The sequence below is a fragment of the Halobaculum sp. P14 genome (assembly GCF_051195155.1).
Lineage (GTDB): Archaea > Halobacteriota > Halobacteria > Halobacteriales > Haloferacaceae > JBNTKA01.
The window spans coordinates 156,585-172,575 of sequence record NZ_JBNTKB010000004.1; the positions used below are offsets into that span (position 1 = coordinate 156,585).

The 15,991-nt window shown below is 71.6% G+C and carries 14 protein-coding genes; 2 read left to right on the forward strand and 12 right to left on the reverse strand.

The window, feature by feature from the left end; genetic code table 11:
* The first annotated feature begins 80 nt into the window (after nucleotides 1-80).
* Nucleotides 81-2,618, forward strand: a complete 2,538-nt coding sequence (locus ACQUS7_RS09580) for a DEAD/DEAH box helicase (RefSeq protein WP_435146620.1) — start codon at nucleotides 81-83, stop codon at nucleotides 2,616-2,618.
* 27 nt (nucleotides 2,619-2,645) lie between these two features.
* Here the strand turns inward: ACQUS7_RS09580 and ACQUS7_RS09585 are convergent, their stop codons facing one another.
* Both ACQUS7_RS09585 and ACQUS7_RS09590 read right to left on the reverse strand, forming a co-directional pair.
* Nucleotides 2,646-3,038 (reverse strand): universal stress protein, encoded by a 393-nt coding sequence (locus tag ACQUS7_RS09585; RefSeq protein WP_435146622.1) that lies wholly within the window; start codon nucleotides 3,036-3,038, stop codon nucleotides 2,646-2,648.
* A gap of 88 nt (nucleotides 3,039-3,126) precedes the next feature.
* On the reverse strand, nucleotides 3,127-3,843 hold the full coding sequence (locus tag ACQUS7_RS09590) for an Sjogren's syndrome/scleroderma autoantigen 1 family protein (RefSeq protein WP_435146624.1): 717 nt from the start codon (nucleotides 3,841-3,843) through the stop codon (nucleotides 3,127-3,129).
* Nucleotides 3,844-3,995: 152 nt separating this feature from the next.
* Here ACQUS7_RS09590 and ACQUS7_RS09595 point away from each other — a divergent pair, with 152 nt between their 5' ends.
* Nucleotides 3,996-6,161, forward strand: coding sequence for an ATP-dependent DNA helicase (locus ACQUS7_RS09595; protein ID WP_435146627.1), 2,166 nt, complete (start codon nucleotides 3,996-3,998; stop codon nucleotides 6,159-6,161).
* Between the two features lie 25 nt (nucleotides 6,162-6,186).
* Here the strand turns inward: ACQUS7_RS09595 and ACQUS7_RS09600 are convergent, their stop codons facing one another.
* From ACQUS7_RS09600 to ACQUS7_RS09645, 10 genes are all read right to left on the reverse strand, one after another.
* Nucleotides 6,187-6,363: a hypothetical protein gene (locus tag ACQUS7_RS09600; protein WP_435126444.1), complete on the reverse strand. Its 177-nt coding sequence runs from the start codon at nucleotides 6,361-6,363 to the stop codon at nucleotides 6,187-6,189.
* A 125-nt stretch (nucleotides 6,364-6,488) separates the two neighbouring features.
* Nucleotides 6,489-7,424 carry an ornithine carbamoyltransferase gene (gene argF / locus ACQUS7_RS09605; RefSeq protein ID WP_435146629.1) on the reverse strand — a complete coding sequence of 312 codons (936 nt, stop codon included), beginning with the start codon at nucleotides 7,422-7,424 and terminating at the stop codon, nucleotides 6,489-6,491.
* Complete coding sequence (locus ACQUS7_RS09610; RefSeq protein WP_435146631.1) at nucleotides 7,421-8,593, reverse strand: [LysW]-lysine hydrolase; 1,173 nt, start codon at nucleotides 8,591-8,593, stop codon at nucleotides 7,421-7,423. The genes argF and ACQUS7_RS09610 overlap by 4 nt, the downstream gene beginning before the upstream one ends.
* A complete protein-coding gene (locus ACQUS7_RS09615) occupies nucleotides 8,590-9,756 on the reverse strand; it encodes an aspartate aminotransferase family protein (RefSeq protein WP_435146792.1) in 1,167 nt (388 codons plus the stop codon). The genes ACQUS7_RS09610 and ACQUS7_RS09615 overlap by 4 nt, the downstream gene beginning before the upstream one ends.
* Before the next feature lie 68 nt (nucleotides 9,757-9,824).
* Complete coding sequence (locus tag ACQUS7_RS09620) at nucleotides 9,825-10,727, reverse strand: acetylglutamate/acetylaminoadipate kinase (protein ID WP_435126437.1); 903 nt, start codon at nucleotides 10,725-10,727, stop codon at nucleotides 9,825-9,827.
* On the reverse strand, nucleotides 10,724-11,761 hold the full coding sequence (gene argC / locus ACQUS7_RS09625; RefSeq protein ID WP_435126434.1) for an N-acetyl-gamma-glutamyl-phosphate reductase: 1,038 nt from the start codon (nucleotides 11,759-11,761) through the stop codon (nucleotides 10,724-10,726). The genes ACQUS7_RS09620 and argC overlap by 4 nt, the downstream gene beginning before the upstream one ends.
* Nucleotides 11,758-12,627, reverse strand: coding sequence for a lysine biosynthesis protein LysX (gene lysX / locus ACQUS7_RS09630; protein ID WP_435146634.1), 870 nt, complete (start codon nucleotides 12,625-12,627; stop codon nucleotides 11,758-11,760). The genes argC and lysX overlap by 4 nt, the downstream gene beginning before the upstream one ends.
* Nucleotide 12,628: 1 nt before the next feature.
* Complete coding sequence (lysW, locus tag ACQUS7_RS09635; protein ID WP_435126429.1) at nucleotides 12,629-12,799, reverse strand: lysine biosynthesis protein LysW; 171 nt, start codon at nucleotides 12,797-12,799, stop codon at nucleotides 12,629-12,631.
* A gap of 275 nt (nucleotides 12,800-13,074) precedes the next feature.
* Nucleotides 13,075-14,661 (reverse strand): argininosuccinate lyase, encoded by a 1,587-nt coding sequence (gene argH, locus ACQUS7_RS09640; RefSeq protein WP_435146637.1) that lies wholly within the window; start codon nucleotides 14,659-14,661, stop codon nucleotides 13,075-13,077.
* A gap of 6 nt (nucleotides 14,662-14,667) precedes the next feature.
* Entirely contained in the window at nucleotides 14,668-15,903 is a 1,236-nt protein-coding gene (locus ACQUS7_RS09645) for an argininosuccinate synthase (protein WP_435146639.1), read from the reverse strand.
* Between the last annotated feature and the right edge of the window lie 88 nt (nucleotides 15,904-15,991).

Consider the following 15,991-nt stretch of genomic DNA (forward strand, 5'->3'; position numbering starts at 1 on the left):
CGACCGAGCCGACGAGTGAGCCGTTTCACTTCCGCCGCGGTTCGCGAAGGTTTACCCGCGATGACGGCCTAGCCCCGCCGATGGCCGAGGCCGCCGACCCCGAGACGGAGTACGTCGACCATCCGTTGCTGTCGCCGCAGTTCATCGAGCGGCGGCGCTACCAGGTCGAACTCGCCGACACGGCGAAACGCGGCCACACGCTCGTCTGCCTCCCGACCGGACTCGGGAAGACGACGGTGTCGCTGCTGGTCACCGCACACCGCCTCCACAACGACGGCGGGAAGGCGCTGTTTCTCGCGCCGACGAAGCCGCTGGTCCAGCAGCACGCCGACTTCTACCGCGAGGCGCTGAACGTCCCGGACGACGAAATCGTCGTGTTCACCGGCGACGTCAGCCCGGACGACCGCGCCGCCGTCTGGGACGACGCCCGCATCGTCATCGCGACGCCGCAGGTCGTCGAAAACGACCTCGTCGGCAACCGCGTGTCGCTGCGCGACGTCACCCACCTCACCTTCGACGAGTGCCACCGCGGCACCGGCGACTACGCGTACGTCTACATCGCCGAGCGCTACCACGCCGACGCCGCGTCGCCGCTCGTCACCGGCATGTCCGCCTCCCCCGGCGGCGACGAAGAGGAGATACGGGTGGTCTGTGAGAACCTCGGGCTCGACCAGGTCGAAGTGATGACCGAGGAGGACTCCGACGTCGCCGACTACACCCACGACACGGACGTCCAGTGGGAGCGCATCGACCTGCCCGACGAAATCATCGAGATACGGGACGCGCTCAACGACGTCATCAGCGACCGCCTGGAGAAGCTGAAGTCGCTCGGCGTCTCCAGTACGACCCAGCCGTCCGTCTCCCAGACGGACCTGAACAAGATGCGCGCGGAGCTCCAGCGCATGATGGACGCCGGGAAGTCGGACGCCTACAAGGGGATGTCGACGCACGCGGAGGTGATGAAGCTCCGCCGCGCCGTCGAACTCGTGGAGACGCAGAGCGTCGAGGCGCTCCGGCGGTACTTCGAGCGGCAGCGGAACGCCGCGCAGTCGTCGGGGGCGTCGAAGGCGAGCCAGCGGCTGGTCGCCGAGCCGAAGGTGCGCGAGGCGATGCGGAAGGCGGAGGCGTTCGACGACCTCCACCCGAAGTTCCGGCAGACCCGGGTGCTGTTGGCGCAGACGCTCGGCATCGGCGGGGGCGAGCGCGTCATCGTGTTCACGGAGTCGCGCGACACCGCCGAGGCGCTCACCGAGTTCCTCTCGCAGTCGTTCGACACCCGGCGGTTCGTCGGGCAGGGCGACAAGGAGGGCAGCGACGGCATGACCCAGACGCAACAGCAGGAGACGCTGGACGCCTTCCGCGCCGGCGAGTTCGAGGTGCTCGTCTCCACCTCCGTCGCCGAGGAGGGGCTGGACGTCCCGGAGGTCGACCTCGTGCTGTTCTTCGAGCCGGTGCCGACCGCGATTCGGTCGATTCAGCGGAAGGGTCGGACCGGCCGGCAGGACGAGGGCGAGGTCGTCGTGCTGATGGCGAACGACACCCGCGACGAGGCGTACTTCTGGATTAGCCGCCGGAAGGAACAGCAGATGGAGGACGAACTCCGGAAGCTGAAAGGCGTCGCCGACGAGGTGAGCGCCGACCTCGACGGCGACGGCCAGGCCGGCCTCGACGACTTCGACGGCGACGCGGACGGCGCCGGCGGCGACGCAGCCGCCGACGTAGAAGCGGGTACAGACGCGGCCGACGACGACACCGGTGCCAGCGCTGACACCGCGGCCGGCGCCGGCTCGGAGACGCAGCCGGGGCTCGCTGATTTCTCGGCCGACGTCGACGACGACGGCCCGGACGACGACGGCGACTCCGACGACGATTCCAGCGGCGGCGACGTAGCGGACGCAGAAGCCGAAGACGCCGAATCCGACGGCGACTCCGAGGACGGCGTCGTCGCGACCGCGGGCGACGTCGACGGGACGGAGATCGTCATCGACCAGCGCGAACTGGAGTCGACCATCGCGCGGGACCTGTCGACGCGCGACGGCGTGACGACGCGGCTGGAGACGCTGGCGGTCGGCGACTACGTGCTGTCCGACCGGGTCGCCGTCGAGCGGAAGTCCGTCGCCGACTTCCTCGACACGCTCGTCGGCGGCGACCGGTCGATGTTCGAGCAGGTCGGCGACCTCTCGCGGGCGTACGCCCGGCCGGTCGTCGTCGTCGAGGGCGACGACCTGTACGGCGAACGCAACGTCCACCCGAACGCGGTCCGCGGCGCGCTCTCGGCGCTCGCCATCGACTTCGACGCGTCCGTGCTCCGCACCGAAGACCAGGCGGACACCGCGGACCTGCTGGAGGTCATCGCGAAGCGCGAACAGGAGACGAACGACCGCGAGGTGTCCGCACACGGCGAGAAGGCCGCGAAGACGCTGCCGGAGCAGCAGGAGTACGTCGTCAGCGCCATCGCCGACATCGGCCCGGTGACGGCGCGGGCGCTGCTCGAACACTTCGGCACCGTCGAAGCCGTCATGACCGCCCGCGAGGACGACCTGCTGGAGGTGTCCGGCGTCGGCGAGGTCACCGCCGAACGCATCCGCGACGTCGTCGGCAGCGACTACCCCGAATAGCGGGCGACGGGCGGCGCCGACGCCGCCTCACGGGACCACGGTCACCGGGACGGTGGTGCCGCGAACCACGGTTTCGCTGGCGCTCCCGAGGATGGCGCGCTCGACGCGGCCGGCGCCGTGGTGGCCCACGACGACGTGGTCGAACCCCTCGTCCGCGACGAGGTCGAGCAGCTCCTTCCCGGCGGCGCGCGCCGTCGGCACCGCCATCTCCGTGACGACGGCGAGTTCCACGTCCGAGTCGACGTCCGCCTCCTCCAGGACGGCTTCGGCGCTGGCGAGGATGCGCTCGGTCGCCTCGGTGCGCTGGTCGGTGACGTGGACGACGTGGAGCGCGGCGTCGTAGCGCGCGGCGAACTCCGCGGCGAACCGGAGCGCGCGCATACTGTTCTCGGAGCCGTCGACGGCGGCGAGGACGTCCATGCAGAAGCAGGGCGGCGGCGACGAAATAACGGTTCCGGCGGTCAGTTCAGGCCGCAGCGACGCCGCGGCGGCGCGGGGAGAAGGCCGCTCACCGGCGCAGCGCCGACAGCGCCTCGGCGGCCTCCCGCGCCGCGTCGAGGTGTTCGCTGGCCGTCCGCGGGTCCGACGCGTCCGCGCCGGCCTGCGCGTGCCGCTGGAGCGCCGTCACCAGCGCGTCCCGCGCGCCGTCGAGGCTTCCCGCGTCGCCGCCGGTTCGCGCCGAATCCGCGGCGTCACCGCGCGTCGACGCCCCGACGTCGACCGACCGAGTCGCCGCCTGCCGTGGCTCGGCGGGCCGCCGTGCCGCGTCGTCGCCCCGAGCGCCCGGCTGCGTCGGCGCCGAGTTCGGCTGCCGCTCGGCGCCGGTCCCCCGGCCACCTGACTGCTGACCCGCCTGCGCCGGCTGCTGACCAGCGGACTGCTGGCCCGTCTGTGCCGACTGCTGCTGACCCGCCTGCGCCGGCTGCTGCTGGCCTGCCTGTTCGCCGGCGGCCTGCCCGTCGGCCGGCTGCTGGCCGCCCTGCCCGGGCTGGTCGCAGGTCGCGCAGAACTCCTCGCCGTTCTGCCGGAAGATTGGGTCGCCGCAGGCGTCACAGTGCTTGTTCGTCATCGTCGCGCCCTGCAGCAGCAGTTCGCTCATCCGCTGGGTGGACTCGCGCTTCTCGCGGTCCTGCTCGTACTTCTCGCGGAGCTTCTCGCGCTCTGCCTCCTTGTCGAAGCCGGAGTCGTCGCCCGCCCCGGCGTCGTTGGCGTCAGTGTCGCTCATATCGCCGTCAACGTGGTCGGCGGCGAAAAAGTCAGCGACGTCCGGTCGGATTCGGCGGCGACGCACGCCTCGCGCCGGCACGGCGACGAATCCGGGTTTCAGATTCACCGCGCTTTCCGCACCTTCAAATCCCGTGAGGCAGTAGGAGACGTGTGTCGACGACGGACGACCACCTGCGGTTCTTCCCGTACGAGGAGCCGTACCCGAACCAGCGCGAGGCGATGGACCGCGTCGACAACGCGCTCGCCCGCGGCCAGGACGTCCTGTTCGAGGGGGCGCCCGGCACCGGGAAGACGCTGTCCGCGCTCGTCCCGGCGCTGAGCCACGCCCGCGAACACGACCGGACGGTGGTCATCACGACGAACGTCCACCAGCAGATGCGGCAGTTCGTCGAGGACGCCCGCGCCATCAACGCCGTCGAGCCGATTCGGGCGACGGTGTTCCGCGGGAAGTCCTCGATGTGCCACATCGACGTGGACTACCAGGAGTGCCAGACGCTCCGGGATACGACGCGGTCGCTGGTCGACGACCAGGCCGACCGCGAACAGCTCGAAGAGCGGATGGAGCAGCTCACCGACGACCTCCGCGACGACGACGGCTCCGCGGCGGAGGCGCGGCAGGCGGTCGCCGAGGAGCTCGACGCGCTCGACGACGACATCGAGGAGGCGACGAACACCTGCGACTACTACTACAACAACCTCACCGGCGACACCGACGAGTTCTTCTCGTGGCTGTTCGACGACGTCCGCACCCCCGACGAGGTGTACGAGTACGCTGGCAGCCGCGGCTTCTGCGGCTACGAGCTGCTGAAAGAGGGGATGGAGAACGTCGAACTGGTCGTCTGCAACTACCACCACCTGCTCGACCCGACCATCCGCGAGCAGTTCTTCCGGTGGCTCGACCGCGACCCCGACGACGTCATCACGGTGTTCGACGAGGCGCACAACGTCGAGGACGCCGCCCGCGACCACGCCTCGAAGAGCCTCACCGAGAACACGCTCGACGCCGCGCTGAACGAGCTGGACGAGACCGACGACTCACGCGCCGAGCCCGCAGAGAACGTCCTCGGCGCGTTCGCGGAGGCGCTCCGGGCGACGTACGACGACCGGCTCGGCTACGGCGAACGCGAGTCAGTCGGCGAGAACTGGACCGACGTCTCCATCGCGAACGACGACCGGCGCGACGACCTGACGCTCGCGTTCCTCGACCGCTACGAGGGCAGCGGCATCCGCGCCGAGTGCGACCTCGCGCTGCAGCTCGGCCGCAGCCTCGACGAGGACTACGAGGACGCCTACAAGAACGGCGAGGCGACGACGCGCCGGGAGTGCCAGACGCTGCAGGCCGCCGGCTTCGTCTCGGCGTGGATGGACGGCGGCGCCGAACTCGGCCAGCACCCGGTCGTCTCAGTCCGCCGGGACGCCGGCACCGACGAGGTGTACGGCCGCGCCGAACTGTACACCTGCATCCCGCGGGAGGTCACCGAGGAGCTGTTCGGCGAGGTGTACGCGTCGGTGCTGATGTCGGCGACGCTCCGCCCGTTCGACGTCACGAAGGACGTCCTCGGGCTGACCGACCCGGCGACGCTCGCGTACGGCATGGAGTACCCCGAGGAGAACCGCCGGACGTACTCGGTGGCGACGCCGGCGCTGTTCGCCTCCGAGCGCGACGACCCGGCGACCCAGGAGACGGTGGCGTCGACGCTCGCGGACGCCGTCCGGTTCACGCCGGGCTCCACGCTGCTGTTCTTCCCGTCGTACGGCGAGGCCGAGCGGTACCACGAACTGCTCGCCGGCGACCCGGAACTCGGCACGCTGCTGCTCGACGGCTCCGGCCAGGACACCGAGCAGCTCCGGACGCGCCTCGTCGACAGCGACGACGCCGCGCTGTTCACGTCGCTGTGGGGGACGCTCGCCGAGGGCGTCAGCTTCGACGACGACGACGCCCGCACCGTCGCCGTCGTCGGCGTCCCGTACCCGCGGCTCTCCGAGCGCATGGAGGCGGTGCAGGACGCCTACGACCGCGCGTTCGCCGACCGCTCGCGGGACGCCGGCTGGGAGTACGCCGTCGAAATCCCGACGGTTCGGAAGACGCGGCAGGCGCTCGGCCGCGTCATCCGGTCGCCCGACGACTTCGGCGTCCGGCTGCTGCTCGACAAGCGCTACACGTCCGCCGACATGGGGAAGTACTCGGTCCGGGACGCCTTCCCGCGGGAGGAGCGCGAGGAACTGGTCGACATCGGCCCGGAGAAACTGAAGTTCGCGATGCTGAACTTCTACACCGACCACGACGCCTACGACGGCCAGCCGCCGGAGCCGTAGCCGGCTGCGCCGAACCGCGGCGACGCTAAAACGACGTGTCGTCGAGGACGGTTTCGAACGCGGCCAGCGCGACGAACCCCGCGGCGACGAGCGCGCTCTTCACCGGGCCGTACTGGAACGGGTACACCGTCAGCCCGAACAGCAGCACCGCGCCCGCGAACAGAATCACGGCCGTGAGCGCCACCCGGGTTCGGCGGTCCATGCTCCGTCGGTGACGCGACGGAACGATAAAAACTGTGACGGGAACCGCCGGGTCGGCGGGCGGAGTCAGGTCAGGTCAGGTCAGGTCAGGTCAGGTCAGGTCAGGTCAGGTCAGGTCAGGTCAGGTCAGGTCAGGAGTTCGACCAGCAGCGCCTTCTGGGCGTGCATCCGGTTTTCGGCCTGCTCCCAGACGAGCGCGCGGTCCGACTCGATGACGTCGTCCGTGATTTCCTCGCCGCGGTGGGCGGGGAGACAGTGCATGACGTCGGCGTCGGTGCCGGCGAGCAGCGCCTCGTTGAGCTGGTAGCCGTCGAACGCCGGGAGCTTCTCCTCGCGGCGCTTCTCCTGGCCCATGCTGACCCAGACGTCCGTGTAGACGACGTCGGCGTCGGCGACGGCGTCGGCGGGGCCGTCGGCGAGCGTCGGCGCCGCGCCGAGGCCGGTACACCGGTCGAGCACGTCGTCGCCGAGGCCGAAGCCGTCCGGCGTGGCGACCGTCAGGTCGACGCCGGCGAGCGCGCAGCCGACCGCGAACGACCGGGCGACGTTGTTGCCGTCGCCGACCCACGCGACCGACACGTCGTCGAGGCCGCCGAACGCCTGGCGAATCGTGAGGAGGTCGGCGAGCGTCTGGCACGGATGGGCCTCGTCGGTGAGGCCGTTGACGACCGGGACGTCCGCGTACTCGGCGAGCGTCTCGACGTCGCCGTGGTCGAAGGTGCGCGCCATGATGGCGTCGGCGTAGCCGGCGAGCGCCCGCGCCGTGTCCTTCAGCGGCTCGCCGTGGCCGAGCTGGATGTCGTCGGGGCCGAGGAACATGGCGTGCCCGCCGAGCTGCGTCATCCCGGTTTCGAAGCTCGCGCGGGTCCGCGTCGACGGCTTCTCGAACAGCATCGCGAGCGTCGTCCGCGGCAGCGTCGTCGCGTCCCGCCCGGTTTTCAGCGCCTCGGCTCGGTCGAGTACGGCGTCGAGCTGGGCGGCCGTGAGGTCGTCGACGTCGAGGAAGTCGGCCGGGAAGTCGTCGGACGGGTCTGTCTCGGACGCGGTCGGGTTCGTGCTCATGAGTCGAGGAAGCGCTCGCTGACCGTACACAGCACGTCGACTGCGCGGTCGAACTCCGCGAGCGGGAGTCGTTCGTCTGGCGCGTGGTCGAGTTCGGAGTTGCCGGGGCCGTACGTCGCCATCGGGCAGTCCCAGGCGTCGGCGTACAGATTCACGTCGGCGGTGCCGGTCTTCCGGAGGAGCCGCGGGTCGCCGCCGACGTCGCGGATGGCGGCGCGGAACGCGGTGGCGACGTCGCTGCGCGGACTGGTCATCACGGGCGGAATCGGCTCCTCCCAGTGGACCGTCCCCTCGTCGAGTTCGGCGTCGGCGCGTTCGCGGACGTCGGCCGGTTCGAGCGACGGCGGGACGCGGAACTGGACGTCCATCGTCGCCTCCATCGACAGGCCGTCCTCGGAGAGGCCGCCGTCGAAGCCGACCGGCTTCGTCGTCACCTGCTCGAAGACGGCCTCGTAGTCGTCCGCCTCGAAGGCGGACTCGACGCGGCGCCACCAGTTCATGCCGTGTTCGATGGCGTTCGGGTCGGGGCGGGACGTGTGGCCGGACTCGCTGGTGACGACGTAGGTTCCGGCGAGGAAGCCGCGGTAGCCGAGCGTCACGGCGTCCCAGCCGGACGGCTCGCCGTTCACGACGGCGTCCGGCTCGTCGCGGTCCGCGACGAGGTGGCGGGCGCCGCGGGAACTGGTCTCCTCGCCGACGACGCCCGCGAACGACACGCCGGTCTCGACGGCCGCGACGGCCATCGCCGCGAGCGGGCCGGTCGCGTCGACGCTGCCGCGGCCCCACAGCACGGGGCCGCCGTCGGGCGCTTCGTCGTCGGCGCCGTCACCGTCCGCTTCGCTTTCGACCCGCACCGGAATCTCGCCCGGGACGGTGTCGACGTGGGAGGTGAGCAGCACGGCGTCGTCGGCCGGCGCGCGGACGTTCCCGACGTCGTCGACGAACACGTCGCGGCCGTGCGCCTCGAAGAACGCGGCGAGCCGTTCGGCCGCCGCCTCCTCCTCGCCCGACGGCGACGGCGTGGAGACGAGGTCGAACAGCAGCCTGCGGCCCTCGGTGTCGAGCGCGTCGTGGTAGTCGGCGGCGTCGCCTCCGCTGTCCGCGTCAGTTGCGCCGTCCGTGTCACCTGCGCCGTCCGCGTCGCCCGCGGCGTCCGCGTTCGGCGTCATTCACCGAGCACCTCGACGAAGGCGTCGACGACGCGGTCGACGTGGCGCTCCTCGACGACGAGCGGCGGGAGCAGCCTGAGGACGCTGCGGCCCGCCGGCAGCGCGAGGATGTCGTGCTGGAGCGCGAAGTCGCGCAGCATCGCGTTCGCGCCGCGTTTCACTTCGACGCCGACGAGCAGCCCCTCGCCGCGGACCTCGCGCACCGGGAGGTCGTGGGCGTCGACGGCGGCCGACAGTTCGGTCCGCAGGTAGTCGCCGACGTCGGCGGCGTGACCGGGCAGGTCGCGTTCGACCAGTTCGGTCAGCGTCGCGTTCGCGGCGGCGGAGACGACCGGGCCGCCGGAGAACGTCGACCCGTGGTTGCCGGCGTCCTCCGCGAGCCAGTCGGCGACGAGCGTCGCCCCCATCGGCAGCCCGGAGGCGAGCCCCTTCGCGGTGGTGAGCGCGTCCGGGACGACGCCGGCCTGTTCGCAGGCCCACAGCGTCCCGGTCCGGCCGAGCCCGGTCTGAATCTCGTCGAGCACCAGCGCGGCGCCGGCGTCGGCGGTGACGTCGCGGGCGGCCCGCAGGTACTCCGCCGTCGCCGGGTTGACGCCGCCTTCGCCCTGCACGGGTTCGAGGAACACCGCGGCGGTGTCGTCGTCGACGGCGTCCGCGAGCGCGTCCGCGTCGCCGTAATCGACGAACTCGACGCCGCCGGCGACCGGTTCGTACGGCTCGCGGTACTGCTTCTTCCAGGTCATCGCGAGCGACCCGAGCGTGCGGCCGTGGAAGGCGCGCTTCGTCGCGACCACCTTCTGGTCGCCGGTGGCCGAGCGCGCGAACTTCATCGCCGCCTCGTTCGCCTCGGTGCCGGAGTTGCACAGCCACACCTTCGAGATGTCGCCGGGCGCGACGGCGCCGAGCCGGTCGTACAGTTCGGTGCGCGCGCGAACCGGGTACGACCCCTGCACGTACAGCAGTTCGGCGGCCTGCTCCTGGACGGCGTCGACGACGCCGGGCGGGCAGTGGCCGAGCGGCGCGCAGGCGTAGCTCGCGCCGAAGTCGAGGTAGTCGGTGCCGTCGGCGCCCGTCAGGTGGACGCCGTCGCCCGACACCAGTTCGATGGGCTTCTCCGAGAACACGAACCCCTCGCCGGCGCCCTCGACGGCCGCCGCTGACATGTCGCGCGGGGCGACGCCGGCGGCGTCGGGTGTGTCGCCGCCGGCCGCGTCGTCGGCTGACCGGTCGGTCACTGCTCCACCTCCGTCGCGTCGTCGGCGTCGCCGTCGACGACCGCAGCGCGGTCGATGCGGGTGCCGGCGCCGTCGAGCGCCGCCACGATCGGGTCGCGGGCGTTGGCGTCGGAGACGTGGACGGAGACCGCGCCGCCCTCCAGCGCCTCCTTCGCCGCCATCACTTTCCGCGTCATGAACCCCTCGGCGGCGGCTTCGAGGTCCGCGAACTCGGCGGCGGTGGTGACGGCGTCGATGAGCGTGTCCGGGTCGTCGGCGTCCGCGTAGACGCCGGCGACGTCGGTCAGGACGACGAGTTCGGCGCCGACCGCGCCCGCCACCGCGGCGGCGACGCGGTCGGCGTCGGCGTTGACGGGCGTCACGTCGCCGTCGCTCTCCTCGCCGAGCATCGGCGGGGAGACCACGGGGACGTAGCCGTCGTCGAGCAGCGTCGTCAACAGCGCGTCGTTGACGGCCTTCGGGACGCCGGAGTGGTCGCCGCGGCGAATCTTCTTCTTGCCGTCCTCGACGACGCGGACCGCGGACTTCCGCGGGCCGGTGACGAGGCCGCCGTCGACGCCCGACAGCCCGACGGCGTCGACGTCGGCGCCGTGCAGCGCCGCCACCATCTCCGTGTTCAGCTTCCCGGGCAGCGCCATCTCGAACGCCTCCATCGTCGCCTCGTCCGTGAACCGGCCGGTGACGCCGCTCGGCGTCTCCACGTACTCCGGGTCGCGGCCGAGGTCGGCGAGCAGGTCGTCGACGGCGGTGGAGCCGCCGTGGACGACGACGACGCGCCGCCCGTTCGCGACGAGGTGGGCGACGTCGCCGATTGCCCCCGCCGGGTCGACGGCGCGCGCGCCGCCGAGTTTCACGACGACCGGCGGCTGCTCGCCGCCGTCGGTGCGGGCGTCGGTCACGGCGCACCCACGGGGTGCAGCCCCAGCTGTTCGAGGCCCGCGGTTTCGTCGAAGCCGAGCGCGACGTTGGCGGCGTGGACCGCCTGCCCGGCCGAGCCTTTCATCATGTTGTCGATGGCGCAGAAGGCGACGACGCGGCCGTTCGTCGGGTCGAGCGCGAAGCCGACTTCGGCGCGGTTCGTCCCGGCGACCGACTTCGGCTCCGGGTAGCGGTAGACGCCGCCGCCGCCGGCGACGAGGTCGACGAACGGCTCGTCGTCGTAGGCGTCGCGGTACGCGCTCCACAGGTCGCCTTTCGAGACGGCGTCGGCGGGGAACGCGTGGCACGTCGCGGACGCGCCGCGCGTCATGTCGACGGCGTGAACGGTGAACGCGGTCGACAGTCCGAGGTACGCCTCCAGTTCCGCCTCGTGGCGGTGGCCGGTCGGCGCGTACGGCCGGACGACGCCGGAGCGCTCCGGGTGCGACGACGCCTTGCCGCCGGAGGCGCCGCCCTCCGACGAGCCGACCTTGACGTCGACGACGACGCGGTCGTCGGCGGTGACGACGCCGGCGTCGACGAGCGGCTTCATCGCGAGCAGCGTCGCGGTCGCGTTGCAGCCGCCGGCGGCGACGAGGTCGGCGCCGGGGAGGTTCTCGCGGTTCAGTTCGGGCAGCGCGTACTCGGCGTCCGCGAGGTGGTCGGGCGCGACGTGGCCGTCGTACCACTCGTCGTACGCGTCCGCCTCGGGCAGCCGGAAGTCCGCCGACAGGTCGACGACGAGGTCGGCGGCGTCGCGGAACTCGTCGACGTGCTGCATCGAGACGCCGTGCGGCGTCGCCGCGAACAGCACGTCCACCGACTCGAGGTCCTCCGGCGACGTGAACCGGAGGTCGAGGTCGCGGAGGTTCGGGTGGACGTAGCCGACGGTGCGGTTCTCGTACTCGCGGCTCGTCGCCTGCGCCACCGCGAACTCGGGGTGGCCGACGAGGAGCCGCAGCAGTTCGCCGCCGGTGAACCCGGAGCCGCCGACGACCGAGGCGGTCAGCGTCATCGCGCCTGCGCCACCCCGGAGGCGACGTCCGCTTTCAGTTCGAGCCAGTCGACGACCGCCGCCGGGACGTCGACGTCGACGGTGTCGGTGAGCGCCTTGAACTCGACGGTGTGGTTCACTTCGTGGACCGTGTAGCCGTCGCCGGTCTCCATCAGGTCGATGCCGAGCAGGCCGCCGCCGACGGCGTCGCTCGCCGCCTTCACCAGCGACTCGACCTCGTCGTCGACGTCGAACGCAGCGGTTTCGCCGCCCTTCGCGGCGTTGGTGAGCCAGTGGTCGGAGCTGCGCGTCATCGCGGCGACCGGTTCGCCGTCGCAGGCCAGCACGCGGATGTCGCGGCCCGGCTTCTCGACGAACTCCTGGACGTAGAACACCTTGTGCTCGTAGTGGCCGAGCGTCTCTTTGTGCTCCAGGATGGCCTCGGCGGCCGAGCGCGACTCGACTTTCGCCATGAGCCGTCCCCACGAGCCGATGACGGGCTTGATGACGCACGGGTAGCCGAACGACTCGATGGATTCGAGCGCGGCGTCGACCGTGAACGTCACCTCCGTGTTCGGCGTCGGGACGTCGGCGGCGTCGAGCGCGAGCGTGTTCTTCACCTTGTTCGCGCACGTCTCTGCGGTCTCCGGCGCGTTCACGACCGGGACGCCGTAGTGCCGCAGGAACTTCGTGGCGTACAGCGACCGCGACGTCGCGAGACACCGGTCGACGACGAGGTCGCAGTCGAGCGCGCCGCCGCTCCCGTCGAGCCCGAACCGCTGTGAGCGGACGTCGATCTTCTCGACGTCGTGGCCGCGGTCGCGGAGCTCCGACAGCAGCAGCTTCTCGTCCTTCCGGATGCGCGAGTAGAGGATACCGAACTTCATCTCACTCCCCCCAGTCCTCTTCGAGCTCCGGGGCTCGCTCGAGGACCGGCGGGGAGACGTCGACGACTTCCAGTTCGGCGCCGCAGGTGTCACAGTCGATGATCTCTCCGGTCTCCAGGTCGTCGTGCAGGGTCACTGTCGCCCCGCACTCGACGCATTCGGCTTCGGTCATGCTGTACCTCCACGTATCCCGCTAACGGACTTTAATCCGTCGATATTGTCAGCGAAAAATAATGACGGCGTCGGCGCTATCGAAGGGGAGAAACCGTCGCGCCGTTGGATTCGGACCGAGTATCCGAAACCCGAGTAGTTCGCTGGCCCGGACGGGCCGGCGGCGGGGTCGGAATCCCCGGCCGTCGTGGACGCGGCGCCGGTCGCGGCGCCGTCGCTCGTCGTCGCGGCCGTGGTCGCCGTCGCGGGAGCGGACGCGAGCGCCGCCGGGTCGGCTCAGACATAGTCGGCAACCGCCTCCTCGCGGTCGTCGGCCGCGGCGTCGAGCGCCTCGTAGCGCGCGGTCACCGCCGCGGCGTGGTCGTCGTACGTCGATTCCATGCGCGCGAGGGAGTCCGCCAGCGCGTCGGGCGCCGGCCCGCCGCGGGAGTCGCGAGAGGCGACGCTCCCGGCGGGGTCGAGCACGGACTGCAGTTCCTCGCGGCTCACGTGTTCGTACACGGACTCCCCAAGTACCTCCTCAGCGGCCGCGTCAAGATTTGCGGCCAGCGTTTCCGCGTCGACGCCGCCCGCGCCGTCCCCGTCGTCGCTCCCGGTGGCCGCGGTGCCGCCGGCGTCGAGGGCGGCGGCCGCCTCCGCGACGAGTTCGTGCGCGGTGCGGAACGGGACGCCGGCCATCGCGAGCGCGTCCGCGACGCCGGTCGCCGTGGAGAAGCCGGCGCCCGCGTCGGCCGCACACGCCGCCTCGTCCCACTCGGCGGTCGCGACGGCGCCGGCGGCGACCTCCGTCGCCTCCGAGACGTCGTCGACGGCGTCCCACACGTGCGGCGTCGCGCGCTGCAGGTCGCGGTTGTACGCCCGCGGCAGCCCCTTCAGCGTCGTCAGCAGCGCGGTCAGGTCGCCGACCGCGTCGCCCGACACCGCCCGGACCAGTTCCAGCGTGTCCGGGTTCACCTTCTGCGGCATGATGGACGAGGTCGAAGAGTAGTCGTCGTCGAGGACGAGGTAGCCGTCCTTCGCGGCCTCGACGCCGTCGGTGGCGAGCCCCGAGAGCGTCGCGGCGAGCGACGCCAGCGACGCCGCCGACTCCGTGAGGAAGTCCCGCCCGGTCGCCGCGTCGGTCGCGTTCTCGACGACGCCGTCGAAGCCGAGCAGGTCGGCGGTGCGCTCGCGGTCGACGTCGAACGGCGTGCCGGCGAACGCGGCGGCGCCGAGCGGCGACTGGTTCGTCCGGTCGTACGCGTCGAGCAGCCGCGCCGTGTCGCGTTCGAGCGCGCCGGCGTACGACGCCAGCAGGTGGCCGGCGGTCGTCGGCTGCGCCGGCTGCCGGTGAGTGAACCCCGGCATCACCGTCTCGGCCTCCTCGGCCGCCGCGGACAGCAGCGCCTCGCGGAGCGTCAGCGTCGCCTCGGCGGCGTCCAGCAGGTCCTCGCGGAGCCTGACCCGGATGCACGTCGCGACCTCGTCGTTCCGCGAGCGCGCCGTGTGCATCCGGCCGCCGGCGGGGCCGACGCGGTCGACGACCGCCGACTCGATGGCCTCGTGGACGTCCTCGCCGTCCGGCAGGTCGCCGTGGCCCGCTGCCTCGACGTCGTCGAGCGCCGCGAGGATGACCGCGGCGTCGTCGTCCGCGACGACGCCCTGCTCGGCGAGCATCACGACGTGCGCGCGGTCGACGGCGAGGTCCGCGTCGAAGATGCGGCGGTCGGCGGCGAGACTGGAGAGGAACGACCGCGCGGGGCCGCCCGCGAACCGGTCGCGGCGCACCACGGTGTCCGCGTCGCTGCCGCCGCGGCCGCCGTCACCGTCGTCAGCGCTGCCGTCGCCGGCGTGGCCCTCGCCAGCGTCGTCGCCGTCGGTCATCCGTCGTTACTCCTCGTTGCCGCCGTCGGTGGCGGTGGGCTGTGCGTCGGCGTCCGTCGCGGCGTTGGCGGCGACCGCGTTCGCCAGCCGCTCCTGGAAGCCGTGGTACTTCGCGACGCCGGTGGCGTCGGCCTGCTCGATGCCGTCGACGGTCTCCGTGTTGAACGACGCCGCCGACTCGGAGTAGACGGCGAACTCGGAGTCGCGGGCGACCGGCCGGACCTGTCCGCCCTGCAGCTTCACGGTGACGGTGCCGGTGACCTTCGACTGGTTCGCCTCGAGGAACCCTTCGAGCGACGTCATCAGCGGCGTGTCGACGAGGCCCTTGTAGCCCTGCTGGGCCCACTCCTCGTCGACGGTCTGCTTGAAGTCGCGCTCGGACTTCGTGAGGACGAGCTGTTCGAGCGCCTCGTGCGCCGTCAGCAGCACGGTCGCCGCCGGGTGCTCGTAGTTCTCGCGGACCTTCAGGCCGAGCATACGGTCTTCCATCATGTCGGTGCGGCCGACGCCGTGCGCGCCCGCGAGGTCGTTCAGCTCCTCGATGAGGTCGACCGGGTCGACCGCGTCGCCGTTCAGCGACACCGGGTAGCCGTCCTCGAAGCCGACCTCGACGAGCTCGGCCTCCGTGCCGCCCGGCGTCTCGGTCCAGTCGTAGATGTCCTCCGGCGGCACGTACGTCGGGTCTTCGAGGTCGTCGCCCTCGACGGAGCGCGACCAGAGGTTCGTGTCGATGCTCCACGCGCCCTCGTTGCCGCCCTCGACGGGCAGGTCTTTCTCGGCGGCGTAGTCGATTTCCCACTCGCGGGTGAGGCCGAGTTCGCGGACCGGCGCGATGACCTCCTTGTCGGAGGCGCGCCAGACGGCCTCGAACCGGAGCTGGTCGTTCCCCTTCCCGGTGCAGCCGTGTGCGAGCGCTTCGCAGTCGTGTTCGTCGGCGACGTCGAGAATCTTCTCGGCGATGACGGGGCGGGCGAGCGCGGTGCCGAGCGGGTAGCCCTGGTAGGTCGCGTTCGCGCGGACCGACTCCATGCAGAGCGCCGCGAACTCCTCGCGGGCGTCGACGACGTAGTGTTCGAGGCCGAGCGCGTCGGCCGTCTCTTCGGCCTCCGCGAACTCCTCGGCCGGCTGGCCGACGTCGACGGTGACGCCGACGACTTCGTCGTAGCCGTACTCCTCTTCGAGCAGCGGGACGCAGACGGTCGTGTCGAGTCCGCCACTGAACGCAAGTGCCACGCGTGTCATTACCGGTACTGCCCGGCACACACCCTTAAATTCAGCGTTTTAGAACTGGTAATTTAACGGTATACCGCACGCTCAGCGTCCCTATCGA

What these genes read in the sequence shown, in the direction of transcription:
- ACQUS7_RS09580 (WP_435146620.1), top strand. Translation starts at nt 81, where the DNA reads ATGGCCGAGGCCGCCGACCCCGAGACGGAGTACGTCGACCATCCGTTG.
- ACQUS7_RS09585 (WP_435146622.1), bottom strand. Translation starts at nt 3,038, where the DNA reads ATGGACGTCCTCGCCGCCGTCGACGGCTCCGAGAACAGTATGCGCGCG.
- ACQUS7_RS09590 (WP_435146624.1), bottom strand. Translation starts at nt 3,843, where the DNA reads ATGAGCGACACTGACGCCAACGACGCCGGGGCGGGCGACGACTCCGGC.
- ACQUS7_RS09600 (WP_435126444.1), bottom strand. Translation starts at nt 6,363, where the DNA reads ATGGACCGCCGAACCCGGGTGGCGCTCACGGCCGTGATTCTGTTCGCG.
- argF (WP_435146629.1), bottom strand. Translation starts at nt 7,424, where the DNA reads ATGAGCACGAACCCGACCGCGTCCGAGACAGACCCGTCCGACGACTTC.
- ACQUS7_RS09610 (WP_435146631.1), bottom strand. Translation starts at nt 8,593, where the DNA reads ATGACGCCGAACGCGGACGCCGCGGGCGACGCGGACGGCGCAGGTGAC.
- ACQUS7_RS09615 (WP_435146792.1), bottom strand. Translation starts at nt 9,756, where the DNA reads ATGTCAGCGGCGGCCGTCGAGGGCGCCGGCGAGGGGTTCGTGTTCTCG.
- argC (WP_435126434.1), bottom strand. Translation starts at nt 11,761, where the DNA reads ATGACGCTGACCGCCTCGGTCGTCGGCGGCTCCGGGTTCACCGGCGGC.
- lysX (WP_435146634.1), bottom strand. Translation starts at nt 12,627, where the DNA reads ATGAAGTTCGGTATCCTCTACTCGCGCATCCGGAAGGACGAGAAGCTG.
- lysW (WP_435126429.1), bottom strand. Translation starts at nt 12,799, where the DNA reads ATGACCGAAGCCGAATGCGTCGAGTGCGGGGCGACAGTGACCCTGCAC.
- argH (WP_435146637.1), bottom strand. Translation starts at nt 14,661, where the DNA reads ATGACCGACGGCGACGACGCTGGCGAGGGCCACGCCGGCGACGGCAGC.
- ACQUS7_RS09645 (WP_435146639.1), bottom strand. Translation starts at nt 15,903, where the DNA reads ATGACACGCGTGGCACTTGCGTTCAGTGGCGGACTCGACACGACCGTC.